This is a genomic window from Sphingomonas sp. P3_C5 (assembly GCF_056402635.1).
The window spans coordinates 1-21,567 of sequence record NZ_JBFUHA010000011.1 but is presented as its reverse complement, the minus strand read 5'-3'; the positions used below and the strand labels follow the sequence as shown (position 1 = coordinate 21,567).

Below are 21,567 nucleotides of genomic sequence, written 5' to 3'. Positions count from 1 at the left end.
GATGACGGCGCGCTCAGATCGCGCAGATCGCGCAGGCACGACGCGAGCAAGCGCTAGAGGCCACGCGTGATCGACCGCGCGCTCGCTCCGTACCTACGGGAACGGCTGGCCACATTCCCGTGCGTGGCGTTGCTCGGGCCGCGGCAGGTCGGAAAGTCGACGCTCGCTCGAACGATTGCCGATTCCACTGAGGGCGCGTTGTTCTTCAACCTCGCCCTTGGCGAGGATCGCGCACAATTGGCCGACCCCGCGACGTTTTTGGCACGACAGATCGGGCGTCTTGTTGTCCTCGACGAGATCAGCCGGGCACCGGACGTGCTCCAAGCACTCCGGGCACAAGTCGAGCTGAGAGGGCGCGAGGGCCAGCGGGCTGGCCATTTCCTTTTACTCAGCTCCGACTGTGAATGGATGCGGCGCAACGCGGCAGAGCATCTGGGCGGTCACCTCGCTTCGATCGAACTCACCCCACTGCAAGCACAGGAGATCGGCGATCCGCCGCCTCTTCCTGAGCTGGAACTCATCGCCCAGGCCCAATCGCCCGTACCCGAAGTCGATCCACGCGAGGAGGAAATGCGACTCTGGCTTCGCGGTGGTTTCCCCCCGAGCTACCTTGCCGACACTGACGAGCATAGCTTCGGGTGGCGGCAGGCCTTTATAGAGGCCGTGATCGGCCGCGGGTTTTATGCGGATGGCACTGCCCTCCCAATTGAAGCGGTTCGACGGGGGTGGCAGAGCATCGCGACCCACCAAGGCACTGAGGTTGATCCCAATCGGATTGGTCACGCGCTCGGCATCGTCGCGAACCACGCGGTCCGATTTGTCGACTCCGGCTGCGACGGACAGCTCCTCCGGCGCCTGCCGCGGTGGACTACCAATGATCGCAAGCAGCTCAGGTTGCCGGACAAGCTTTACATCCGTGATTCGGGGATGCTGCACGCCCTGCTCGGCGTTGCCGATGCTGGAGCACTTGATCAGCACGGCGCTGCCGGCAACAGTTGGGAGGGCCACGCAATCGAAGCTCTGATCACGGCAGCGGACCCCGATGCGCGACACGCCTATTTCCGCACCGACGACGGCACTTCGGAGATGGACCTTGTCCTCGCGCGGCGCAAAGAGACTTGGGGAATCGAGATCAAGAAGAGCGCTAATCCTGCGCTGAGCAAGGGATTCTATGCTGCGCGGGAGGCGCTGAGATGCGACCGCTCAATCGTCGTCTATCGCGGCGCCGACCGATTTCAGGCGGATCGCACCGTCGAGATGATGGCGTTACGGGATGCAGCGCGTGAAGTTGCGGGTTGGTAGCGCAGGACTACGTTCTCGAGCCGCACCTATGCTACCAGCTACGGTGACGGGTGCGTTTTGGGTGAGAGGCGTGAAAGCCCCTTATGCAACTGGCTCAATGATCACGTGTGAGTAGAGATTGCCGCGCGTGTCAACGTTGCAGTAAGTATTATTCCATATATAAATGATATATATCAATATATTAGTTGATAAATACCGGCACCCTACGCTGACAGAACAATGTCAGCACCCGCATGACATTCCCAACAGCCACCCGCGATTCAAACCGCGCACCACACTCCCTCTTCACGGCCCCGTCCAACAGCCCACCCCCCGGATAGGCATGACATAATTCAACCGCCACACGCGCCCACTCCCACCCATTCCCCCTCGTGAAACCCCAACTCGCGCACCGCATCCGCCCCCGAATTATGTCACAACCAGCCCACGACAGCCCACCAAACCCGCCCCGCCGGCACGTTGATTCAACCCCACCACAACCCGCGCTACCCAGTCCTCATGACCGCAGGACGCCCCACCACTTATCGCCCCGAATATGCCGAGCAGGCGCGCAAGCTGTGCCGCAACGGTGCCACTGATCGCGAGATCGCCGATATCCTCGGCGTCTGCGTGCGCACCTTCTATCGGTGGCGCGCCGAATATGACGCGTTCGCCGAGGCGCTCACCGCCGGCAAGGAATTCGCCGACGACCGGGTCGAGCGAGCGCTGTACGAGCGCGCCTGCGGCTATGAGTATTCCGATGTGAAAATCTTCCACCCCGCCGGAGCGAAGGAGCCGGTCATCGTGCCGGTCACCGTCCATGTCCCCGCCGATGTCGGTGCCGCCAAACAATGGCTCGCCACGCGCCGGCCGCCTGCGCCTCCCAAACCCCCGGAGGATCCGGGCCTCGCCGAGCAGTTCCGCAGGGCGCAGGAGCGCTACGACAAGATCATGGCCGAAAAGGAAGCCGCTGACGCAATCCGCTTTGCCGAGCGCGTCGAGACCCGGGTCTGCGAGGAACTCGCCCGATACGGACATTCCCAACAATCGCCCTCGATTCAAACCGCGGACAACATCCCCTAAAACACCCTCATGGCAGACGGCTCACACCCGCCCGCTTCTTTCTCATCGTCGGATCAAGGGCTCACTGGCCTGCGCGAAACCTTGCGCAACGCCCGCGCCTGAGCGACAGCGCGGCCATGTCGAACCCGCCTGAAGTCTCCCCGCCGGTCGAGGCGCACGAAGCGGATGCGCAAGGCGTCATCGCCTTGTGGGAAGCCTGCGGCCTCACCCGGCCGTGGAACGATCCCCGGGCCGATTTCGCCCGCGCGCTCGCCGCGCCCGGCTCGACCATCCTCATCGTCCGGGGTGAAGGCGGCGGGGCGGGGCAGGGCGGTCTGGCGGGCTCGGTCATGGTCGGGTTCGATGGGCATCGCGGCTGGGTCTATTATCTCGCGGTCGCGCCGGATCGGCGGCGCTCCGGGCTGGGGCGCGTGCTGATGGCGGCGGCGGAAGCCTGGCTCCGCGCCCGCGGCGCGCCCAAGATCCAGCTCATGGTCCGCGCGGACAACGAAGCCGCGCTCGGTTTCTACGAGGCCTTGGGGCTCGAGCGGCAACAGGTCGTCACGCTCGGCCGGTTTTTGAAGGATTGAGGAAAATGGCGGTCACGCTGCACGGCATCAAGAATTGCGACACGATGAAAAAGGCCTGGACCTGGCTCGATACGCACGGCGTTGCCTACACCTTCCACGATTACAAGAAGCTCGGCATCGATGAAGCCACGCTGCGGCGCTGGGCCGGTGTCGTCGGGTGGGAGATACTGCTCAACCGCGCCGGCACGACCTTCCGCGCTCTGCCCGACAGCGACAAGGCCGATCTCGATGAGGACAAGGCGATCGCGCTGATGCTGGCCAACCCCTCGATGATCAAGCGGCCGGTTCTGGAATCGGGCAGCACGCTGCTGGTAGGGTTCAAGCCCGATACCTATCTGGGGGCAGGGCTGGGAAACTGAGGAGCCGATACATGCCGACCGCACGCTGGAACGGAACCGTCATCGCTGAATCCGACGATACCGTGGTCGTCGAGGGCAATCATTATTTCCCGCCCGAAAGCGTGAACGCGGCTTTGCTCGAAGCCAGCGACACCCACACCAATTGCCCATGGAAGGGCGTGGCGAGCTACAAGAGCCTCGTTATCGACGGCAAGCGCAACCCCGACGCCGTCTGGTTCTACCCAGATCCCAAACCCGCCGCGGCGGAAATCAAGGATCGATACGCCTTCTGGAAGGGCGTGACGGTCGAGTAGGGGTGGGATTGCTTTCTTCTCCCTCTCCCAGCGGGAGAGGGAAGGGGCCCAAGCGAAGCTTGGGAAGGGTGAGGGTGATTAAATGAGCGCCACCCCCTCAACCTCACCCCGCGCTGCTACGCAGCTTGCCCCTCTCCTGAAAGGAGAGGGGAAGGGAAGGCCATCACCCCTCCCACTGAAACACCTCATCAAGCGTCTTCCCAAACACCTGGGCAATCCGGAACGCAGCCTCGAGCGTCGGCGAATATTTCCCCGCCTCGATCGCCGCGATCGTCTGCCGCGTCATGCCGATCCGGGCGCCGAGATCGGCCTGGGTCATCTCGCCGGCCATGAAGCGCAGCGTGCGGATATTGTTCGAGATCGGGATGTTAGCCATGCCAGCCTCGCCGGTAAGCGGCGATGATCGTCCCATAGCGTGCCAGCTCGGCAACCACGATCGCGAACAGGGCCGCATTGGTGATCGCCCAGCCCCGCGCGGAGAACGGCATGACCATCCCGACCAGGACCATCCCCGTCATCATCACATAATAAGCGATCGCGGCTGATCGTCCGGCAATCGCCCGGTCCCGCTCATCGGCCGGCGCGCGGGCATCGTCGGGGGAGGAGGCGCGGATCGCCAGCGTGCCCGCCCCCATGATCAGCAGCCGCACGATCGTGGCGATGCTGAGCAGGGCGAACAGCTTCAGCACCATGCCTGGAGGATCGCCGCCGATGATCTGCGGCGGCAGGGTAGCGATCGCGGCGAAATAGCCGCCATAGCCAATCACCATGCCCGCAACCGCCACCCAGGCGCTTTTCTCGCGGTACGGCACGCCGGCTTCGGCCAGGTTTATGTCGGATAGGTTCGTCATCATGTCAGCTGCCTTTGCGATAGAGAAAGAGGATAGTCGCGGATCGCACCAACTCGGCGATCACCAGCGACAGGAGCAGCGCGTTGCTGATCACGATCGGCACCAGGCTCATCGGCTTCCCGCCCAGCCACGCGGGCGCGGTCGCCATCGTCAGCGGTGCCACCACCGTCAGCGTCGCGATCAGCACGCTGAGCGTGACGAAGGCGGCGCGATAAGCAACCAGCGCGAACTCGCGGTCGCGGTCATCCTCCGGCGCCTGCGCTTCCGCCGGCGAGGAGATCGCCAGCCCGATCGCCACCACGATCTGGACGACAGTCAGCGCCACAACCGCCGACACGAACTTGCCGACCTCGACGCTGACATTGAACACGGGTGCCTCGAGCGCGGACACGAACCCCAGGAAATACCAGCCCCAGATCACGATCGTCGTTGCGGTCGATCCCCAGACCATCTTCTCACGAAACGCCATTTTTTCCTCCAGCGTTAGCTCAATACGACATCATGTAAAGGATATCGAACATTAAGTCAAGCGTTGCAAACACCGCGTCCGGCTGGAGGTTCGCCGGCGCTGGCCTAGGGCGCGTTGCGGCGCTAACAGCGCGCCATGTCCACGACCTACACGATCGACACCTCGACCAGCCGCGCGAACCCGACGCCGGCGCCGATGAAGCGGCTGACGATCCCCGCGATTCGCAAGGCCAAGGGCGGCACCCCGCTGGTGATGCTCACTGCCTACACAGTCCGCACCGCGCAGCTGCTCGATCCGCACTGTGACATCCTGCTGGTCGGGGACAGCCTCGGCCAGGTCGTCTACGGCCTGCCCTCCACCGTGCCCGTCACGCTCGAGATGATGGCCGCGCACGGCGCCGCGGTGGTGCGGGGCAGCTATCATTCGGTCGTGGTCATCGACATGCCGTTCGGCAGCTATGAGGCCTCGCCCGAAAAGGCGTTCGAAAGTGCCGCCTGGATCCTGAAGCAGACCGGCGCCGCCGCGGTGAAGATGGAGGGCGGCGAGGCAATGGCGCCCACCATCCGCTTCCTCACTGAGCGCGGCATTCCGGTCATGGGCCATGTCGGCCTCACGCCCCAGGCCGTGAACATCCTCGGCGGCTATGGCGCACGCGGCCGCGACAAGGCGGAAGCCGCGAAGATCGTCGCCGATGCGGTCGCGGTCGCTACGGCCGGCGCCTTCTCGATCGTCGTCGAGGGCGTGGTCGAGCCAATCGCGGTGGAGATCACCCAGCAGGTTGCCTGTCCCACCATAGGAATCGGCGCTTCGGCCCTATGCGACGGGCAGGTGCTGGTCGCCGAGGACATGCTCGGCCTGTTCGAGCGCACCGCGCGCTTCGTGAAGCGCTATGACGATCTCGCCGGCCGTATTTCCGCCGCGGTTGAGACCTATGCCGCAGAGGTTCGGTCGCGCCAGTTTCCCGGCCCCGAGCAGACCTACGCGCCCAAGGATTGATCCCTTCCGTTTGTCCGGCGGCACCGCTAAGGTCCGCGCCTTTCCAGCCCAGCCCCGATGGAGCACCACTTGGCCGTCACGCCGAATACCGACGAAGCATTCCTGCGGGAGGTTGATGAAGAACTCCGCCGCGATCAGCTCGCAAGCGTCTGGACCCGTTATGGCCGCTGGATGGTCGGCGCCGTCGTCCTCGCGCTCGCTGCGTTCGGCGGCTTCATCTATTGGCAGTACCATCAGGCAGAGGTCGCGGGCGATCAGGGCGAGAAGCTGCAAAAGGTCTATGACGATCTGGTCGCGCAGAATGTCGCCGCAACCAAGGTTCCGCTCGACGACCTCGCTGGTTCGAAGGTCCCCGGCTACCGCGCAATGGCGCGCTTCACTCAGGGCGATATCCTGTTGCAGAACAAGGATTTGAAGGGCGCCGCTGCGAAGTTCGCTGAAATCGCCGGCGATGCCTCGGCCGGCCAGCCGATCCGCGATCTCGCGCTGATCCGCCAGACCAGCGCTGAGTTCGATACGCTGAAGCCCGATGTCGTCGTCAGCCGGATGCGGTCGCTCGCCGCGCAGGGGAACCCCTGGTTCGGCAGCGCCGGCGAACTGGTCGGTGCCGCCTATATCAAGATGAACAAGCCCGATCTCGCGGCCACGCTCTTCCGCCAGATGGCGAATGATGAGACGGTGCCCGAATCGATCCGTCACCGCGCGAGCACACTCGCGGAAACCATGAGTGCCGGGGCGGTCAGCCCGGTTGAGGAAAAGAAAGCGCAATGATGTACAAGAACCGGGTGCCGGTCGCGATTGCGGCGCTCCTCGCGCTGAGCGCATGCGGCATTATCAAGGGTGGCCACAAAAAGACCCCGACACTCGGCGATCGCGTGCCGATCCTGATGTCCGAGAGCGAGGTCACCGCGGACAAGAGCCTGGGCGACGTCCAGGTCCTCTTGCCCCCGGCCACTCCCAATGACAGCTGGGCGCAGCCCGGCGGCAACGCCGCCAAGTCGATGGGCCAGCTCGCGCTCGGCGGCACTCTGTCGCGCGCCTGGAGCGCCCAGATCGATGGCGGCTCGAACCGTCAGCGCCTCGCCGCGTCGCCGGTCGTCGCCGATGGCAAGCTCTTCGCGATGGATGTCGATGCGACCGTCCACGCCTTTAACTCGGCCAATGGCAGCAAGCTCTGGTCGACCACGATTGCCAAGCCCGACAAAAAGGCCCGCGGCGCCCGCTTCGGCGGCGGCGTGAGCTATGATGACGGCAAGGTCTACGCCACCGACGGCATCGGCGATGTGGTGGCGCTGAACGCAGCCAACGGCACCGAGCTCTGGCGTGCGAAGCCGGGCGGTCCGCTGCGCGGCGCACCCTCGATCTCGGACGGCAACCTCTACGTGCTGAGCCAGGACAATCAGCTGTTCGCCCTGTCGGAGGCCGATGGCTCGGTGGTCTGGACTCAGTCTGGTTCGATCGAGAGCCAGGGCGTGTTCGGCGTTGCGGCGCCCGCTGCGAGCCAGGGCACGGTCGTGGCCGGCTTCTCCTCGGGTGAGCTCAACGCCTATCGCTACGAGAATGGCCGCACTTTGTGGCAGGACGCGCTGTCGCGTTCGAGCATCTCGACCTCGGTCTCCTCGCTCGCCGATATCGATGCCGATCCCGTGATCGATCGCGGCCTTGTGTTCGCGGTCGGCCAGGGCGGCCGCACCGTCGCGCTCGAGATCGTCTCGGGTCAGCGGATCTGGGAGCAGAATTTCGCCGGCATCTCGACCCCCTGGGTCGCAGGCGAGTGGCTGTTCCTCGTGACCGACGATGCCCGCCTCGTCTGTCTCGCGCGCGCCACCGGCAAGGTGCGCTGGATCCATCAGCTCCGCCATTACAAGAGCGAGAAGGGCCGCAAGAACCCCTACACCTGGTATGGTCCGGTGCTGGCGGGCAATCGCCTGATCCTCACCAACTCGCGCGGCCAGATCGTCTCGGCATCGCCCGAGACGGGTGAAGAGGGCGCTGTGATCGATGACAGCAAGGGCTTCAGCCTGCCGCCGGTCGTCGCCAATTCGACGCTCTATGTGCTCGATCAGAAGGGTCGGATCTCGGCCTATCGCTGAACGAACTCGCCCATTCGTCGCCCCGGTGCACTGCCGGGGTGACGAACGGGCGCAGGCGCGGTAAGGCGCGCAATGCCTAAACTTCCCGTGGTCGCGATTATCGGCCGGCCCAATGTCGGCAAATCGACACTGTTCAACCGCCTTGTCGGCAAGAAACTCGCGCTGGTCGACGACCGGCCGGGTGTGACGCGCGATCGCCGTGAGGGCGATGCGACGCTGGTCGGCATGGAATTCCGCGTGATCGACACCGCCGGTTACGAAGATCAGGACGCAGCCTCCTTGCCCGGCCGGATGCGCGCGCAGACCGAGGCGGCCGTTGCCCAGGCCGATGTCGCGCTGTTCCTGATCGATTCGCGGGTCGGCCTCGTGCCGCTCGACGAGGAGATCGCGCGGTGGCTGCGCGGATCGACCACGCCGGTGATCCTCGTCGCCAACAAGGCGGAAGGCAAGGCAGGCGAATCGGGCATCCTCGAATCGCTGGCGCTCGGCTTCGGCGATCCGGTGGCGCTGTCCGCCGAGCATGGCGAGGGCATGGTCGAGCTGTTCGAGGCGCTGCTGCCGCATGTCGAGCCCGAGGGCGGCGACGATATGGTGCCTGCGCCCGAGGAGGAGGAGGACGAAGACGATCTCTCCGCCCCGCTGAAGCTCGCGATCATCGGCCGGCCGAACGCCGGCAAATCGACCCTGATCAACCGCATGCTCGGCGAAGAGCGCCTCATCACCGGGCCGGAAGCAGGTATCACCCGCGATTCGATCGCCATCGACTGGACCTGGCAGGATCCGGAGGGCGAGCGCCGAGCGGTACGGCTGATCGACACAGCCGGCATGCGCAAGCGCGCCAATGTGCAGGACAAGCTCGAGAAGCTGTCGGTTGCCGATGCGCTCCACGCGATCGACTTTGCCGAGGTGGTGGTGCTGCTGCTCGATGCGACGCGCGGGCTCGAGGCGCAGGACCTGCGCATCGCCGATGCCGCGCTCCAGGAAGGGCGCGCTCTGATCGTCGCGATCAACAAATGGGACGTGGCTGAAAATGCGAGCTCCCTGTTCAACGGCATCAAGGGCGCGCTTGAAGACGGGCTGAGCCAGATCAAGGGCATGCCCGTGCTCACTGTCTCGGCGGCGACGGGCAAGGGCATCGACACCCTGCTCAAGGTCGCCTTCGACACGCGGGAGGCCTGGTCCCGCCGGATCGGCACCGGCGAGCTGAACCGCTGGTTCGAAAAGGCGATCGAGGCCAATCCGCCGCCCGCACCCGGCGGCAAGAGGATCAAGCTGCGTTACCTCACCCAGGCCAAGACCCGCCCGCCCGGCTTCGTCCTGTTCGGCACGCGGGTCGATCAATTGCCGACCAGCTATCAGCGCTACCTGATCAACGGCATCCGCCGCGATCTGGGTTTTGGCGCCGTGCCGGTTCGCCTTACGCTGCGTGCACCGAAAAATCCGTTCGACCGTTAACTTAAACCAAAAGCGTTATATCGGGCTTCCGCAACACTTTGAATCAGTGTCTTGCGGAGGGGCATGGGGCGAGTCGTCAACGCATCCTTTACTCTCCCCTGATAGGACGAATCCGCATCCTCGCGGCCTGTGGCGGCCTCGATGGGGGAGAATTTAGTGTCATCTGAGGACCGCAGCCTGGTCGATTGGACGGTGTTTACCCGGGCTCGCGCTGAGCTCGGCGCTGGCTTTGTGCGCATCCTGGGATATTTCCGCGAGGACGGGGTAAAGTCGGTCGCGGCGATCGAGACGGCGATGCGCGCCCAGAATGCCGCCGCCATGGTGATCCCGGCCCACACGCTGAAGGGCGAGGCCCGTCAGTTCGGCGCCGAACCACTCGGCCTGACCGCTGAGCGGATCGAGATGATCGCACGCAGCTGCGTCGAGAATCGCGATACGCCCGACGAGGCGCTGGAGCATGTCGTGACCCTGGGTCAGCTGTTCGAGAACACCCTCCAGATGCTCGAGCGCGAGGCCAACCCGCTGGTGGAACGTCGCCCCCCGCCCGTCTTCGGCCGCCGCGCGCTTTAAGGTCTGGACCTAGGTCCTGAGCCGCTCGATCGCCTGGGCGAGCGCGACATAGAGCTTGCCCATATCCGACGACAACAAGGTCACGCCAATCGGCGAGCCGTCGCGCTGCGCCAGGATCGCGCGGAGCATTGCCTCGAAATCATGGATGTAGCGGTTGACCTGCTCGCGGAAGCTGGCGTCATCGTCATAAAGCCGGTGGATCTCACGGGCCTCGCCGGCATCGAGCAGCCGCACCGCGCGCCGGGTGAAGACGCCGCGATCGCCCTTGAGATAGGCTGACCAGGAGGCATCCGACACTTCAGTCGAGAAGGTCTTGGCGATGTCGATCGAGGCTGAGTTGAGCGATTCGATCAGCAGCGAGACGCGCCGCGCGAACGTGGCCTCATCCGCCTCCTCGCGCTCGACCCGCGCTTCCTCGATCCGGCTTTCAATGACCGCGGTCGAATCGGTGATCGCAAGCATCTGGCGGGTGAGCCGCTCGGAGAGGCGTTGCGCGGCTTCGACGGCGGCCTCGCCGGCCTCGGTGAGCAGCGCGACCTGCTGCTCCACGGCGGTCGACGAAGCGCGGCGCATCGCCTCGGCGCTCGCCTGTTCGAGCGCGAGGGCGGCGTTGGGAATGACAGCGGCAAGCGCCTCGCGGGCGCGGTCGGCGGTGGCGCCGGCGGTCTCGCCGACACGGAGCAGGGCGTCGATCAGCCGCGGCGCCGCATCGTCCGAGAAACGGTTGCTGCGGCCGATCGTCTCCTCGACCACCTCGCTCACCGCATCGGCCTTGGCGCGGCTGGTGCTGAGGATTTCCCCCAAGGTGCTGGACAGCTTGTCGAGCGAGGCGCGCTGGCCGGACAGCACATGAGCCACGCCCTCGACCGCGTCATGCGTCGCCTCGGCGGCGGTGACGAGCGCGAGCAGCTCGGGCTTGGCCTCGCCCACCACCTGGCGGCTGTCGGCGATCCGCCCGTCGAGCCGGGCAAGCGCGGCAGGCAGGGTCTCGTCCATCTCGCGCGCGGCGGCGTCGAGTGCGGTCAACAGCCGTTCGGCATTGCCGATCGCCGAGACCGCCAGAGCGTCGCCGTTCCTGAGCGCCTCGGCCATTGTGTCGGCGCTTCCGCTGAGCGCGCTGATGGAGGCGGCAAGCGACTGGGTGCGGTCGATGCCCTGGGTGTGGAACGCCTCGAGGCGCTCCGAGACCTTGGCGAAGCCGGTATCGAGCTCAGTGATGACCTCTTCGCTCGCGACACGCTGTTCGCTCAGCCGGGCGCCGATGCGGTCGATCACTGCTTCGATCGCGCTGATCCGGGCGGCAAGCGCCTCGACGCTGTCGCGGCTGGTGCGGTCGAGCGCAGCCTGGTTGGTGCCGACCATGGCCAGCATTGCCTCGCCCTGGGCGGCGATACCCTTGCGCGCTTCGTCGACTGCCTGGGCGGTCCGGTCGAGCAGGCCATCGACCGCGGCTGACATTTCGCCGGTGACGGATTCAAGCCGCGCGCCCGCCGTTTCGCTCGTCGATTCCATCCGGATGATGTGGTCGGCGAGCTTCTGCGTGGCCCCGGTGGCGACCGATTCAGCGACCCGGCCGCGCTCGGTCAGGGCGACCAGTTGGGCATCGAGCGCGCTGGCATGCTCGCCGGCGGTGACGCCGGTCTGTTCGAGCAACGCGGCCATCTCGGCCGTCTCGGCGCGAACCTGCGGCATTGTCGTGAGCAACATGCTGACATTGTTCTGCGCAGTTTGTGCCGCGTCGGCGATGTCATGGGTGCGCGCATCGGCAAGCCTGACCTGCTCGGCCAGCTCGCTGCTCACCCGCGCCACAGTGGAGGCCGCGGTTTCGCCAAGCGCCATCAGCGCGTTGGTCTGTTCAGCAAGGTTCGCCCGGTGCGCATCGATCGCGCGCGAGAGGACGGCGACCGTTCGCTCGAGGCTGGCGGCCTCGGCACGCATCGCGCGCGCCGTCGCGCCAAAGCGCCGCGCCTCGGCCGTGCTGGTGCGCAGGCGAAGCTGCAACAGGATGCCGACCAGGATCGGCGGCACGCACAAGGCGGCGATGAAGCCGGTCAGCTCGATCGGTGTCGCCGCGAGCGGGCTCGGCCAGGCGAGCCAGAGCATCGCGCCGATCCAGGCGAGCGAGACCAGAACGCCGAGGGTGGGCAAAATCCAGCCGCCGCGACCGAGAGGCGCCGCGTCGAGCTCTTCCTCCTCCTGCTGAATCTCGGGCTCCGCCACCAGCGCCCGCTCGCGCCGAGTCGGTCTGGGTTCCGCGGCGCGCTCGGGCTGGCGTTCAGGCACCCGGCGTTCAAGCTCCACGGGGCGCTCGGGCTCCGCGACGCGCTCAGGCTCCGCTACGCGTTCTGGCGCCGTTACGCGCTCCGGCGCCGCGGCGCGCGCCTCATGCTCGGCAACGTCGTTGCGCGAACGCAGACCGATAATGCGCGATCCCCTGTTCATCATCATTGCTTAACCATGAATTTCGCCTTCGGGAAGCGAATAGGGAAACCTTCCTTTAAGCGCTTCCCGGTAAAATTACGACATGGCTTATGATCCCGGTGCAATCGATGCGACTCTCGCTGCGGCGGTAGGCGACGAACCCCAGCTGATCGAGGAGTTGCGCAACGCCTTCCTTGAGGGTGTGGAGCGTGGCCTGGACAATCTCGAACGTGCCCGCGATCCGCAGGAATGGCGCACCGCGGCGTGGCGGTTGAAGGGCCTGGCGGCGAGCTTCGGCGCGATCCGCCTGATGGCGATCGCCACCGACGCGGCCGATGTGCCGCCCCAGGACATGGTGACTCTGCGCAAGCTGCGGCGGGCGGTCGAGCGGCTTTAGGGCCGGTTGAACCGGGGCCGATTTGGCGCCGCTCAGGGCCGGTCGATGTATGCGAGACCGGCTGCGATCGCGCATAAAATCCGCGTTTCTGAACCATGAGTACCCTGTAAAGGGCAGGTACGTGGTTGAAACTGTGCGAGATTGTATCTCGCATTATTCTTTTACTATCACTCCACAGTAACGCCGAAGGTACGTTGCGGCGATCGGCTGCTCGTGGCTGAACGCGAGGCCGGGTGGAGAGTATTCTTTGGTCAGCGCGGTTTTTGCGAGTCCAGTATTCGTCGCATTTTGCGAGCCACCGTGCAGTATGAAATTTGAATCCCTTTATTAGCGCGAAGGCGGCGCGCTGCCCGTGCGTGTTTGTAGCTTTCATGGCTCCGGGCCGCCTCGTCGCGCCGCGGCGATAGCCATATTCGGAATATAGTGACCCTTTACTCGTGCAATTTTGCGAGTCGGGTTGAAATGGGTTTGGTTTCACCGGGTGGAGCGTCGCTGGCCGTGACATCGGGAATTCCTCCTGCCGCTCAAGGGGCGGTCGATGTCACAGGATGCGCGATGGAGCCTTTAATGTGAATCAAGGCGAGGGGAAGCGTGGCGGAAGAGCGCTGCGATGAGATCGTTAAGCTGGGTACGGCATGATTGGTATTGATGAGATGGCGGCAAGCCATCTGGAGATCGTGCGTTGGTCTATGGCCTGAATATCGTTTCAGCTAATCCGTTTCTGTATGCCGCCGAACTCCTCGACGGCAACACCGCCGCCATTCGCGCCCTCGACCGCAGCCCCGATGGCGGGGTCAGCTTTGAAAGCGTGAGCGCGGGCAGGCGCTGCCATACGGACCATTTCCCGACCCGAATGCGGTGGAAGGGTCCCCGGGGCTCCATCATCGGCGATTTCAACCGGCAGAATCTCGTCAATGTTTCCGAAAACGCGAAAGCATTGATCGAGGAGTGGGAACCCGGCGTGCATCAGTTCGTGCCGGTCGATTTCGTCGACGCCAAGGGCAATGTTCTGGAACATCGCTATTCACTGGTGATCTGCAACCGATTGGACAGCGTGGATCGGGAACACACCACCTTTGTGCTAAGTGCTGCAAAGACCTGGTCGGCAGCAAGCGATCTCGTTCGTTGGGGTGAGAAAGATAACATTCCGTCTCATATCGCCCCTGCAAAGCCGGGAAGATTCGTCTTCAAGAAAAGTCGGATTGGCGGCGCCCATATCTGGCGCGACAAGCACATGGACCTTGGCGGCATCCTGATTTCCGACGCATTCGCAGCAGCTTTGCGCAACTCAGGACTGACCGGGCTTGGCCTCCGACCAGATGGTGAAGGCATGGAAGAAGCGCAATGAACATCGTCCCGATCGTCAAGCCGCCGCCGATCAGAGGCAAGGTGCCGGAAGGCTATAGCGGTCCGATTTTCTATCGGATGACGAACTTCGACGCGCTGATGCGCGGCGGGATGCCCGACATTTTTTCGGTGCTGCCGTCCGAGCGTAAGCGGAAGGACAAGATATTTTCATACGCTCTCCGAGAAACATGGAATTTGCGCTCTTCCGGCTTGATCGTTGACGCGGAAGGAAAATTTTTGCCGGAGTGGGAAGCTCCAATCAAGGCCAGGGTGTCGCAGAAGAGCGAGGCTGGCAGCGTCCAGTTCGTGCCTCAGGACGCCAGTCAGATAAGCGATCGCATTTATGGTCATCTGGAGGAGCTTGAACCCGGCCGACACATGTTTTTGCCGGTAGATGCGCAGCATCCTGACGGAGTTATCTCCAGATTCTATTATTTTTTCTACCTAAATTCTACGATAAGCAATCCTTTGAATCCTGAAGCGAATAATATGAATTGGAAGCCGAGCCAAAGCGGGGAGTATCCGCTTTATAGGACTCCTGATTGGCTGGAAACGACCCGAGAGCACTACGCATCTGAGCATTTCGGCTATCTGGATGCTGCCAGAGTTTCAGGCCGGCATTTCTTCTACAGTGGGGACACTTCCATGGTTTTCTCCGAGGAGCTGCTGTTCAAGATCGGCGGCGTCTTCCCAAAATGGTGTAATTTTGTGCCGATGGGCGTGAAGTAGAAGGCGAGGGCGGCGGCGCATACGAACGACAAGGGTTGTGCGCACCATAGGCAGAAGGGGAACATGATGGCCTGGTTCGTTCAAGGAGCATATAAGGATTGGGACCGAGGCCGTTACTGGTCGCCCGGCATCGTGCAGATCGCTAGCGACCACGCGCGGTTCGACGACGTCGCACGAAAATTCGCTCATGAACTCAGTGAAAAATACATGGCTGGGGACCGAAATAGAGACTCGGCCGACTATCCGGAGCTATCATTTGGTGGCTTGCCCTACTTGCACGACGGCTGGAGGTTTCCGGCTTTCGATGCTCCGCTCCGCGATCAGCTCAAGCGTCGGGAAGACTCTGTCGTCGATATCATCAGCACCAGCTTTGGAACATATGCGCTTTCCCAGAGGGTGATCGACATCATCGAGAGCATCGAACCAGGCATTCACCAGTTCATCCCCTACGAGATGCTGAATCCCGACGGCTCAGTGCATCCGGCGAAGCGCTGGTTGCTCAATATCTGCACCAGAGCCGAGGTGATCAATGTCGAGAGGTCCAATGTGGTCTGGATGGATTTTGGTGGAGGACGCCGCAAATTCGGTGACATCACGGCTGGTGGGCGGCAGCCGCACATCATCATGAACGCGGGAGAAGCATCGCGGCGGGCGATGTGGTGCGAGTGGCGGTATCACTCAGGCACGGTTTATATCGTGAGCGATCGATTCTGGGATGCCATGCAGGCTGAAGGCATCATCGGTTGGGGGCCCCATCATTCCTACCTTGATCATGTCGAAGAGATTTGAGCCTGGCGTGGCGGGTTGTTCTCCGCGGGCGATCATGATCGACATGTCACGGTTGTTACGGGCCGCCCAACTCTTCGCCGGCGAGCGGGTGGCGGCGTCTGCGCGTGATTGATCAGCTGCGCGATGCGCGGGAGGTGGCGTGATGGTTTATGGTCTGAACGTGAAGCCGGAATGGGGTTACTATCCCAAGGTTGAGACGCTGGACGGCGATACTGCCAAGGCCAAGGCGATCGTCACGCCCGATGGCGGCGTCGGGACCGGTGGCTTTCCGAGAGAGACGGAGAGCCTTCCCAAGCGGGTCAAGTGGATGGACCCAAAGGGCAATCCGGTGCCTGATTTCGACACAACGCCGATGCTCAATGTCTCCGAGCGCGCCAGACACCTCATCGAGAGCCTGGAGCCGGGCGTGCATCAGTTCGTGCCGGTGGAGTATGTCGATCGGAACGGTAAGTTCCTGGAGAATCGGTACTGGTTCGCGGTGTGCAACCGGATCGATAGCCTCGATCGGGAGCATACGACGATGGTCCTGGCACCCCGTCTGGGATGGTATCCTGCGAGCGATCTTGTTGCGGTAGGTATTGAGATTCCGCCCGGTGTCGATCCGGACAGGCCTGCGAAGCTTGTGTTCAACCTCGATCAGATCGGCGACGCTCATCTTTGGAGTGACAAATTCCTGGGCAGCGGCGCGTTTATTTCGGACAAGCTGGCTGAGGCATTTCTGGACGCTGGAATAACCGGCCTCCGGCTCGCTGAAAGCCGTGGGGAAGCAGTGTGATTGCGACTCTTGAGACGATTCCTTCACCGACGGAAATCAAGATCCTGCGACGGCGTGGCGACTGTTGCAAATGACAATGAATGCGCGCGATGCACGGGGGTGGCGTGATGGTATACGGTCTGAACGTGAAGCCGGAATGGGGTTACTATCCCAAGGTTGAGACGCTGGACGGCGACGTTGCCACGGCGAAGGCGATCACCACGGCCGACGGCGGCGCCGGCACTGGTGGCTTTCCGAGGGAGACGGAGGGCCTTCCCAAGCGGGCCATTTGGAAGGATCCAAAGGGCAACCCTGTCCCCGATTTCGACAAGACGCCGATGCTCAATGTGTCCGAGCGCGCCAAGCAACTGATCGAAAGCCTGGAGCCGGATGTCCATCAGTTCGTCCCGGTCGAGTATGTCGATCGGAAGGGCAAGTTCCTGGAGAACCGGTACTGGTTCGTGGTTTGTAACCGGATCGACAGCCTGGATCGCGAGCATACGACGATGGTCCTGACGCCCGGGCTCGGCTGGTATTCAGCGAAAAACCTCGTTGCGATAGGTGTTGAAATTCCGCCCGATATCGATCCGGACCAACCCGCAAAGCTTGTGTTCAACCTCAATCAGATCGGCGGCGCTCAGCTTTGGCACGACAAGTTCCTGGGCAGCGGCGCGTTTATTTCGGACAAGCTGGCTGAGGCATTTCTGGCCACAGGAATAACGGGCCTCCGGCTCGCCGAAAGCCGCGTGGACGCGGTTTGAGCGCGACCTTTTCAGACGATTCCTTCGCCGACGGAAATCAAGATCCTGATTGACGCGCTGGACAAGACCACCAACCTCTCCGGGTTCCAGCGCGCGCGCATCGCAACGAAGATCGGGACGGGGTGAATTGAACCGGCCGGCGGTGCAGGCCGCAATCGGCTCCCACCAACGGCCGCACCATCACCTGACTTTAACGGCTCGGGGTGGATGGTGGTTCTCGGTCGAGGCCGGTTTGCAGCGATCAATCGGGGGCCTGAGCAAATGACTGCCGTCGACCCGGATCGCGGCGAATGACAGGCGTAGTTGGGAGAGGCTGGGCGCGGGCTTATCGCGACCCATGCGCTGGAGATTGAGTGATGGTTTACGGCCTGAATATCGTTCCAGCCGGGAAATTCCTGTACGGTGCCGAGCCGCTCGACGGAAATATCGCAGGGATTCGCGCGGTGGACCGGACGCCTGATGGCGGCGTCAGCTTTGAAAGTGTTTATGCGGGGCGTCGATGTGCTCTCGATGGGTTCCCGACCAGGATGAAATGGAAGGGGCCGAAAGGATCATCTATCGGTGACTTCAATTCGCAGCATCTTGTGAATATTTCGAACAGGGCCAAAACCTTCATCGAAGAACGGGAGCCGGGGATTCATCAATTTGTGCCGGTTGATTTTGTTGATAAAGCTGGATTGCTCATTGAGAAACGGCACTTCTTTGTTGTGTGCCGAAGACTCGACAGCATCGATAGGGGCAAAACAACGTTCGTTTTGCTGCGCGGAAAAATATGGAGGACCGCGCAGGAGGTCAGGGATCGTTTCCCAGATGACCTTCCCGCTGGATTTGACATGCGTGTCGAACCAGAACTTGTTTTTAGCCGCGCCCAGATCGGGCAATCTCAGCTGTGGCGTGATAAGCATTTAGATAACGGTGCCATATGGCTTTCTCAAGAATTCGGTGACGCCTTGAAGGCATCCGATTTGAGTGGCGTAAAGCTTAGTGCCTCCGGCATTGCTGAGGTTTAGAAGAAGTAGTGTAAGGGTCTATAGAGATAGTGATTTTTCGAAATTCATACTTCGCCTTAAACGCTTGGCCGTTGTGCGCTGCGATTTCGGAATGCATGTTGCTCGAACCGGTGGATCGGAGATTGAAGTTCCTGAATGGCGCCAGCTCTCGAGGGGCTGCGTAGCCTATCGCCAGTCACGTGATCGACAAGCGCCTGATTGGGGGCAGGACCCTGAAACCGGGCTCACTAGGTTCGTTCGTGCACCCTAAATCAGCATGCCGCCGCCCCAGGCGAGGACGACGGCATAGCAGATCAGCGCGATCAGGCCGAAGACAACGCCCGCGAGCAGGTACAGTCCGCTTCTCGCCCGTGCGGCTTGCCACGCAAAGGTGAGGCCCAGGGACAAAGGAAACCACGCTATCAGCAGGGCAGTCGCGGCGACCTGGGTGCGCCAGCCTCGCCCGGAACCGTCCATCCATCTCATCCCGATATAGGCAAGGAACGAGGCTGGGACGAAGGCGACAGCGTAGATGACGCATAGAGCTATCGACGACAACCGCACCGATCGCGCTGACGTTGGCGGCTTCATGGCCGCATTATGAGCGGCGCCTTTGCTGTCTGCACCTTATCCCCCTTCCTGTCGGACTGTGCGTCCCCTGGAGTTTGCCGCGAATAGGTGGAATCCGGCTATTCGCAAACAAGCACGCGACCACAAAGACTCCAGACTGGTCCGTGTTTCCATCGAAACATAGCCCGCTCTGACCTGGTATCAATCCGCATCGGTCTTCCAACTCCAGGCCTCGCCTCAGGCCGCACACCCAGGTTCACCGCGCCGGACGCGCCGTCTTGTCCTTGTTGCGCTTGTCCGCGACATAGGTGTGGCCGTTGTCGCCCCTGTAGATGTCGAACAGGCCGATCGTTTCGAACAACGCGGGGAAATTCTTCACGCCATAGTTGCGCGGATCGATCGATGCCTGGCGCTTGGCCGCGCTTCCGGCGCCCGACATGGACGCCCAGCCGTCATCCCAGGCTGCCGCCTCGACTGCGCCGCGGAGGATCGTGACGAGCTTCGCGTCCTGCGCGAGGGATTTGCCCGTCACCGGGGCCGGGGCGGGCGGTATAGCCGCTTCCGCCCTGACCTCGGCCTTGGCCGACTTGTCGCCAGTTTTGGGTTTTTCAGCCGGCTCGGGCGACGCGGCGGGCGTTGCCTGATCGCCCAGGCTGTCGAGATACAGGAAGGTCGTGCACGCATTCACGAACGGCGCGGGCGTCTTGCGTTCGCCAAAGCCATAGACGTCGTGGCCGTTCGCCTTGAGCTGCATGATCAGCGGCGTGAAATCGGCGTCGCTCGACGCGATACAAAAGGCGTCCAGCTTCTGGGTGTAGAGCAGCTCCATCGCATCAATGACCAGAGCGATGTCAGTGGCATTCTTGCCGGTCGAATAGCTGAACTGCTGGATCGGCCTGATCGCGAACTCGTGCAGCTTGTCTTTCCAGCCCTTCAGGCCCGGGCTGCCCCAGTCGCCATAAGCGCGCCGGATATTGGCGGTGCCATATTTGGCGAGCTCAGCCAGCATCGGAGCGATCTTGGCATGCGAGATATTGTCCGCATCGATCAGCAACGCGATCCTGCGATTGGGCGTCTGCGCCGTCGGTTGGTCATTTTCCAAGGTCTGATCCTGATGTGATGATGGGTCATGGGGCAGTTACGCGACAGCTCCCAAGCCCTTTCGCTGAATAATGGACAGCAAGCGCAGGGCAGGGCCTCCGGGGCGCTTCACGCCGCGCTCCCAATCCGACACGAGATTGCGCGAGACGTTGAGATAGGCGGCGAACACCGGCTGCGAGACATGCTCACGCTCGCGGATCGCGCGGATTTCGTCGCCCGCCAGCGCCGGAGCCGGCGCAAGGCACGCTTCGTCAAACGTGCGTAGCGTCGCGCGGGAGACCACACCCGCATCATACGCGTCGCTCATCATCTCATGGATCGCGCCAGCGATCTCGCTGCGATAGCCCTTGTCAGTCTTCATGTTCATCCTCGATCTCCACCAGCCTTCCTGACGCGACGAACTGGTCCAGGTCCTCGCCACTCCAGCCCAGTGCCTCTGTCGCCGCATCCTTCAACACCGCCAGATCCGTCTTCGAGATATTGGCCTGTGCATTCTTGGCGAAACCGAAGGCGAATATCGCGCGGTCACCCTGCCGGAACAGGATCAGCGTGCGATAACCGCCCGACTTGCCTTTGCCCGGCCTCGCCACCCGCTGCTTAATGACACCGCCGCCAAGATCGGCATCGATCAGCCCGCTGTCAGCACGTTGCACGGCTTCCCGTAGCGCCGAACTAGTCAGTCGTTCCTTACGCGCGAACCGTTCGAACCAGCCATTCTTGAAGATGCGGATAATGGCCTGCCTCCGGGTCAGGGGGCATATATATAACACATAGCGTTATATATCAACGGAGTCACTGTGGCGATGGCGTATTTTCTCAGAAACGAGCCAAGCTTGCCAGCAAGCTGAATTCTAGTAAGTAACTGATATATATAATAAATATATCAAGACTTCCCTTTGGAAAAGTCAGAACCCTCCTGACATTCCCAACACGCTCACCGCGATCGGCCGCCTCCTAGGTTGATTCAAACCCTCCCGCACCCGCGCTATTCCGCTGCCATGATCTACCAACCCGACTATGCTGAGCAGGCAGCCGAACTCTGCCGCCTGGGTGCAACCGACGAAGAGCTCGCCGAGCATTTCAAGGTGTGCGTGCGCACCATCTATCGCTGGCGCAACGCCCATGAGGAATTCGCCAAGGCAGTCGTCTGCGGCAAGGAGCACGCCGATGCGCGTGTCGAGCGCTCGCTTTACGCCCGTGCCGTAGGGTGCAGCGTCGAGCGTACCAAGGTCTTCAAGCACGCAGGCGACCCTGATCCGGTTTACGCCACCTACAAGCACCAGCTCGCCCCCGATCCCAACGCGGCGCTGCAATGGCTGCGTGTCCGCCAGCCCCGCAAATGGCGCATCCGCGAGGAGGAACGAAGCGATCCGACCGCCAAGGAGATGATCGAAAGGGCACTTGCCCGGGTCGCGGATCACCAGCCGCCGGTGATCCCATTCCGGCCAAAGGCGAAGGTGCCAGCCCCTTTCTACGTCCCCGACAAGGCCCGCATCCGTGCCCGATCAGGTTAGCCTCGAAGATCGCCAGCGGGTGATCGATCGCATGATGGACTTCGCCCACGATCCTGCTGGTCATGCCAAGCTGATCTACTCCTGGGGTGAAGGCGTGCTGCGTGGTCTCGCCGGCCCGCGCGCCTGGCAAAGTGACGTCATGGCGGCAATCGGATCGCACMTAACCGATCCTGCCA

The 21,567-nt window shown here is 62.7% G+C and carries 26 protein-coding genes and 1 pseudogene; 19 read left to right on the top strand and 8 right to left on the bottom strand.

The window, feature by feature from the left end; translation table 11 throughout:
• The first annotated feature begins 66 nt into the window (after nt 1–66).
• The 5 genes from AC1DVS_RS22175 (at nt 67) to AC1DVS_RS22155 (ending at nt 3,585) form a co-directional block, all read left to right on the top strand.
• Nucleotides 67–1,302 carry an ATP-binding protein gene (locus AC1DVS_RS22175; RefSeq protein ID WP_478026444.1) on the top strand — a complete coding sequence of 412 codons (1,236 nt, stop codon included), beginning with the start codon at nt 67–69 and terminating at the stop codon, nt 1,300–1,302.
• Between the two features lie 498 nt (nt 1,303–1,800).
• A complete protein-coding gene (locus AC1DVS_RS22170) occupies nt 1,801–2,364 on the top strand; it encodes a helix-turn-helix domain-containing protein (RefSeq protein ID WP_478026442.1) in 564 nt (187 codons plus the stop codon).
• Between the two features lie 116 nt (nt 2,365–2,480).
• The gene (locus tag AC1DVS_RS22165; protein ID WP_478026440.1) at nt 2,481–2,933 is read left to right on the top strand and encodes a GNAT family acetyltransferase; all 453 of its coding nucleotides are present in this window, start codon (nt 2,481–2,483) and stop codon (nt 2,931–2,933) included.
• A gap of 5 nt (nt 2,934–2,938) precedes the next feature.
• The gene (locus AC1DVS_RS22160; protein ID WP_478026439.1) at nt 2,939–3,292 is read left to right on the top strand and encodes an arsenate reductase; all 354 of its coding nucleotides are present in this window, start codon (nt 2,939–2,941) and stop codon (nt 3,290–3,292) included.
• A gap of 11 nt (nt 3,293–3,303) precedes the next feature.
• Nucleotides 3,304–3,585: a DUF427 domain-containing protein gene (locus tag AC1DVS_RS22155; protein WP_478026437.1), complete on the top strand. Its 282-nt coding sequence runs from the start codon at nt 3,304–3,306 to the stop codon at nt 3,583–3,585.
• A 163-nt stretch (nt 3,586–3,748) separates the two neighbouring features.
• Here AC1DVS_RS22155 and AC1DVS_RS22150 read toward each other — a convergent pair whose 3' ends face one another.
• The 3 genes from AC1DVS_RS22150 to AC1DVS_RS22140 are packed head-to-tail and all read right to left on the bottom strand — an operon-like array spanning nt 3,749 to nt 4,905.
• On the bottom strand, nt 3,749–3,961 hold the full coding sequence (locus AC1DVS_RS22150; protein WP_478026435.1) for a helix-turn-helix transcriptional regulator: 213 nt from the start codon (nt 3,959–3,961) through the stop codon (nt 3,749–3,751).
• Nucleotides 3,954–4,436 carry a hypothetical protein gene (locus AC1DVS_RS22145; RefSeq protein ID WP_478026434.1) on the bottom strand — a complete coding sequence of 161 codons (483 nt, stop codon included), beginning with the start codon at nt 4,434–4,436 and terminating at the stop codon, nt 3,954–3,956. The genes AC1DVS_RS22150 and AC1DVS_RS22145 overlap by 8 nt, the downstream gene beginning before the upstream one ends.
• 4 nt (nt 4,437–4,440) lie before the next feature.
• Nucleotides 4,441–4,905: a hypothetical protein gene (locus tag AC1DVS_RS22140; RefSeq protein WP_478026432.1), complete on the bottom strand. Its 465-nt coding sequence runs from the start codon at nt 4,903–4,905 to the stop codon at nt 4,441–4,443.
• A 135-nt stretch (nt 4,906–5,040) separates the two neighbouring features.
• Here AC1DVS_RS22140 and panB point away from each other — a divergent pair, with 135 nt between their 5' ends.
• The 5 genes from panB to AC1DVS_RS22115 all read left to right on the top strand — a co-directional run bounded on the left by panB (nt 5,041) and on the right by AC1DVS_RS22115 (nt 10,019).
• Nucleotides 5,041–5,901, top strand: a complete 861-nt coding sequence (panB, locus tag AC1DVS_RS22135) for a 3-methyl-2-oxobutanoate hydroxymethyltransferase (protein ID WP_478026431.1) — start codon at nt 5,041–5,043, stop codon at nt 5,899–5,901.
• A gap of 69 nt (nt 5,902–5,970) precedes the next feature.
• The gene (locus tag AC1DVS_RS22130) at nt 5,971–6,672 is read left to right on the top strand and encodes a tetratricopeptide repeat protein (protein WP_478026429.1); all 702 of its coding nucleotides are present in this window, start codon (nt 5,971–5,973) and stop codon (nt 6,670–6,672) included.
• A complete protein-coding gene (locus AC1DVS_RS22125) occupies nt 6,669–7,994 on the top strand; it encodes an outer membrane protein assembly factor BamB family protein (protein ID WP_478026428.1) in 1,326 nt (441 codons plus the stop codon). The genes AC1DVS_RS22130 and AC1DVS_RS22125 overlap by 4 nt, the downstream gene beginning before the upstream one ends.
• Before the next feature lie 72 nt (nt 7,995–8,066).
• Nucleotides 8,067–9,449, top strand: coding sequence for a ribosome biogenesis GTPase Der (gene der / locus AC1DVS_RS22120; protein ID WP_478026426.1), 1,383 nt, complete (start codon nt 8,067–8,069; stop codon nt 9,447–9,449).
• Between the two features lie 141 nt (nt 9,450–9,590).
• Nucleotides 9,591–10,019 carry an Hpt domain-containing protein gene (locus tag AC1DVS_RS22115; RefSeq protein WP_478026425.1) on the top strand — a complete coding sequence of 143 codons (429 nt, stop codon included), beginning with the start codon at nt 9,591–9,593 and terminating at the stop codon, nt 10,017–10,019.
• 9 nt (nt 10,020–10,028) lie between these two features.
• Here AC1DVS_RS22115 and AC1DVS_RS22110 read toward each other — a convergent pair whose 3' ends face one another.
• Complete coding sequence (locus tag AC1DVS_RS22110; RefSeq protein ID WP_478026423.1) at nt 10,029–12,461, bottom strand: coiled-coil domain-containing protein; 2,433 nt, start codon at nt 12,459–12,461, stop codon at nt 10,029–10,031.
• A gap of 82 nt (nt 12,462–12,543) precedes the next feature.
• Between AC1DVS_RS22110 and AC1DVS_RS22105 the strand changes: the two genes are divergently transcribed.
• From AC1DVS_RS22105 to AC1DVS_RS22075, 7 genes are all read left to right on the top strand, one after another.
• Nucleotides 12,544–12,837, top strand: a complete 294-nt coding sequence (locus tag AC1DVS_RS22105) for an Hpt domain-containing protein (RefSeq protein WP_478026422.1) — start codon at nt 12,544–12,546, stop codon at nt 12,835–12,837.
• Between the two features lie 682 nt (nt 12,838–13,519).
• Nucleotides 13,520–14,185 carry an imm11 family protein gene (locus AC1DVS_RS22100; protein ID WP_478026421.1) on the top strand — a complete coding sequence of 222 codons (666 nt, stop codon included), beginning with the start codon at nt 13,520–13,522 and terminating at the stop codon, nt 14,183–14,185.
• Nucleotides 14,182–14,913 (top strand): imm11 family protein, encoded by a 732-nt coding sequence (locus tag AC1DVS_RS22095; protein WP_478026419.1) that lies wholly within the window; start codon nt 14,182–14,184, stop codon nt 14,911–14,913. The genes AC1DVS_RS22100 and AC1DVS_RS22095 overlap by 4 nt, the downstream gene beginning before the upstream one ends.
• A 66-nt stretch (nt 14,914–14,979) precedes the next feature.
• Nucleotides 14,980–15,702 carry an imm11 family protein gene (locus AC1DVS_RS22090; protein WP_478026417.1) on the top strand — a complete coding sequence of 241 codons (723 nt, stop codon included), beginning with the start codon at nt 14,980–14,982 and terminating at the stop codon, nt 15,700–15,702.
• 142 nt (nt 15,703–15,844) lie between these two features.
• The gene (locus AC1DVS_RS22085) at nt 15,845–16,477 is read left to right on the top strand and encodes an imm11 family protein (RefSeq protein ID WP_478026647.1); all 633 of its coding nucleotides are present in this window, start codon (nt 15,845–15,847) and stop codon (nt 16,475–16,477) included.
• An 80-nt stretch (nt 16,478–16,557) separates the two neighbouring features.
• On the top strand, nt 16,558–17,217 hold the full coding sequence (locus AC1DVS_RS22080; RefSeq protein ID WP_478026415.1) for an imm11 family protein: 660 nt from the start codon (nt 16,558–16,560) through the stop codon (nt 17,215–17,217).
• 356 nt (nt 17,218–17,573) lie between these two features.
• The gene (locus tag AC1DVS_RS22075; protein ID WP_478026413.1) at nt 17,574–18,227 is read left to right on the top strand and encodes an imm11 family protein; all 654 of its coding nucleotides are present in this window, start codon (nt 17,574–17,576) and stop codon (nt 18,225–18,227) included.
• A gap of 246 nt (nt 18,228–18,473) precedes the next feature.
• Here AC1DVS_RS22075 and AC1DVS_RS22070 read toward each other — a convergent pair whose 3' ends face one another.
• The 4 genes from AC1DVS_RS22070 to AC1DVS_RS22055 form a co-directional block, all read right to left on the bottom strand.
• Nucleotides 18,474–18,797: a hypothetical protein gene (locus AC1DVS_RS22070; RefSeq protein ID WP_478026411.1), complete on the bottom strand. Its 324-nt coding sequence runs from the start codon at nt 18,795–18,797 to the stop codon at nt 18,474–18,476.
• 235 nt (nt 18,798–19,032) lie between these two features.
• Nucleotides 19,033–19,878 (bottom strand): NYN domain-containing protein, encoded by an 846-nt coding sequence (locus AC1DVS_RS22065; RefSeq protein ID WP_478026409.1) that lies wholly within the window; start codon nt 19,876–19,878, stop codon nt 19,033–19,035.
• Between the two features lie 36 nt (nt 19,879–19,914).
• Nucleotides 19,915–20,244, bottom strand: coding sequence for a helix-turn-helix domain-containing protein (locus tag AC1DVS_RS22060; RefSeq protein WP_478026408.1), 330 nt, complete (start codon nt 20,242–20,244; stop codon nt 19,915–19,917).
• A complete protein-coding gene (locus AC1DVS_RS22055) occupies nt 20,228–20,647 on the bottom strand; it encodes a type II toxin-antitoxin system RelE/ParE family toxin (protein ID WP_478026407.1) in 420 nt (139 codons plus the stop codon). The genes AC1DVS_RS22060 and AC1DVS_RS22055 overlap by 17 nt, the downstream gene beginning before the upstream one ends.
• Nucleotides 20,648–20,875: 228 nt before the next feature.
• Here AC1DVS_RS22055 and AC1DVS_RS22050 point away from each other — a divergent pair, with 228 nt between their 5' ends.
• Both AC1DVS_RS22050 and AC1DVS_RS22045 read left to right on the top strand, forming a co-directional pair.
• Complete coding sequence (locus tag AC1DVS_RS22050; protein ID WP_478026405.1) at nt 20,876–21,391, top strand: helix-turn-helix domain-containing protein; 516 nt, start codon at nt 20,876–20,878, stop codon at nt 21,389–21,391.
• Nucleotides 21,375–21,567, top strand: a pseudogene (locus AC1DVS_RS22045) (hypothetical protein); the annotation flags it as partial. The gene AC1DVS_RS22050 and the pseudogene AC1DVS_RS22045, both read left to right, overlap by 17 nt.

Coding starts and splice junctions, on each gene's coding strand:
- AC1DVS_RS22090 (WP_478026417.1), top strand. CDS start 14,980: ATGGCCTGGTTCGTTCAAGGAGCATATAAGGATTGGGACCGAGGCCGT.
- AC1DVS_RS22115 (WP_478026425.1), top strand. CDS start 9,591: ATGGGGGAGAATTTAGTGTCATCTGAGGACCGCAGCCTGGTCGATTGG.
- AC1DVS_RS22140 (WP_478026432.1), bottom strand. CDS start 4,905: ATGGCGTTTCGTGAGAAGATGGTCTGGGGATCGACCGCAACGACGATC.
- AC1DVS_RS22165 (WP_478026440.1), top strand. CDS start 2,481: ATGTCGAACCCGCCTGAAGTCTCCCCGCCGGTCGAGGCGCACGAAGCG.
- der (WP_478026426.1), top strand. CDS start 8,067: ATGCCTAAACTTCCCGTGGTCGCGATTATCGGCCGGCCCAATGTCGGC.
- AC1DVS_RS22145 (WP_478026434.1), bottom strand. CDS start 4,436: ATGACGAACCTATCCGACATAAACCTGGCCGAAGCCGGCGTGCCGTAC.
- AC1DVS_RS22160 (WP_478026439.1), top strand. CDS start 2,939: ATGGCGGTCACGCTGCACGGCATCAAGAATTGCGACACGATGAAAAAG.
- AC1DVS_RS22150 (WP_478026435.1), bottom strand. CDS start 3,961: ATGGCTAACATCCCGATCTCGAACAATATCCGCACGCTGCGCTTCATG.
- AC1DVS_RS22075 (WP_478026413.1), top strand. CDS start 17,574: ATGGTTTACGGCCTGAATATCGTTCCAGCCGGGAAATTCCTGTACGGT.
- AC1DVS_RS22105 (WP_478026422.1), top strand. CDS start 12,544: ATGGCTTATGATCCCGGTGCAATCGATGCGACTCTCGCTGCGGCGGTA.
- AC1DVS_RS22170 (WP_478026442.1), top strand. CDS start 1,801: ATGACCGCAGGACGCCCCACCACTTATCGCCCCGAATATGCCGAGCAG.
- AC1DVS_RS22080 (WP_478026415.1), top strand. CDS start 16,558: ATGCGCGCGATGCACGGGGGTGGCGTGATGGTATACGGTCTGAACGTG.
- AC1DVS_RS22110 (WP_478026423.1), bottom strand. CDS start 12,461: ATGAACAGGGGATCGCGCATTATCGGTCTGCGTTCGCGCAACGACGTT.
- AC1DVS_RS22050 (WP_478026405.1), top strand. CDS start 20,876: ATGATCTACCAACCCGACTATGCTGAGCAGGCAGCCGAACTCTGCCGC.
- AC1DVS_RS22085 (WP_478026647.1), top strand. CDS start 15,845: ATGGTTTATGGTCTGAACGTGAAGCCGGAATGGGGTTACTATCCCAAG.
- AC1DVS_RS22125 (WP_478026428.1), top strand. CDS start 6,669: ATGATGTACAAGAACCGGGTGCCGGTCGCGATTGCGGCGCTCCTCGCG.
- AC1DVS_RS22095 (WP_478026419.1), top strand. CDS start 14,182: ATGAACATCGTCCCGATCGTCAAGCCGCCGCCGATCAGAGGCAAGGTG.
- panB (WP_478026431.1), top strand. CDS start 5,041: ATGTCCACGACCTACACGATCGACACCTCGACCAGCCGCGCGAACCCG.
- AC1DVS_RS22060 (WP_478026408.1), bottom strand. CDS start 20,244: ATGAACATGAAGACTGACAAGGGCTATCGCAGCGAGATCGCTGGCGCG.
- AC1DVS_RS22155 (WP_478026437.1), top strand. CDS start 3,304: ATGCCGACCGCACGCTGGAACGGAACCGTCATCGCTGAATCCGACGAT.
- AC1DVS_RS22070 (WP_478026411.1), bottom strand. CDS start 18,797: ATGAAGCCGCCAACGTCAGCGCGATCGGTGCGGTTGTCGTCGATAGCT.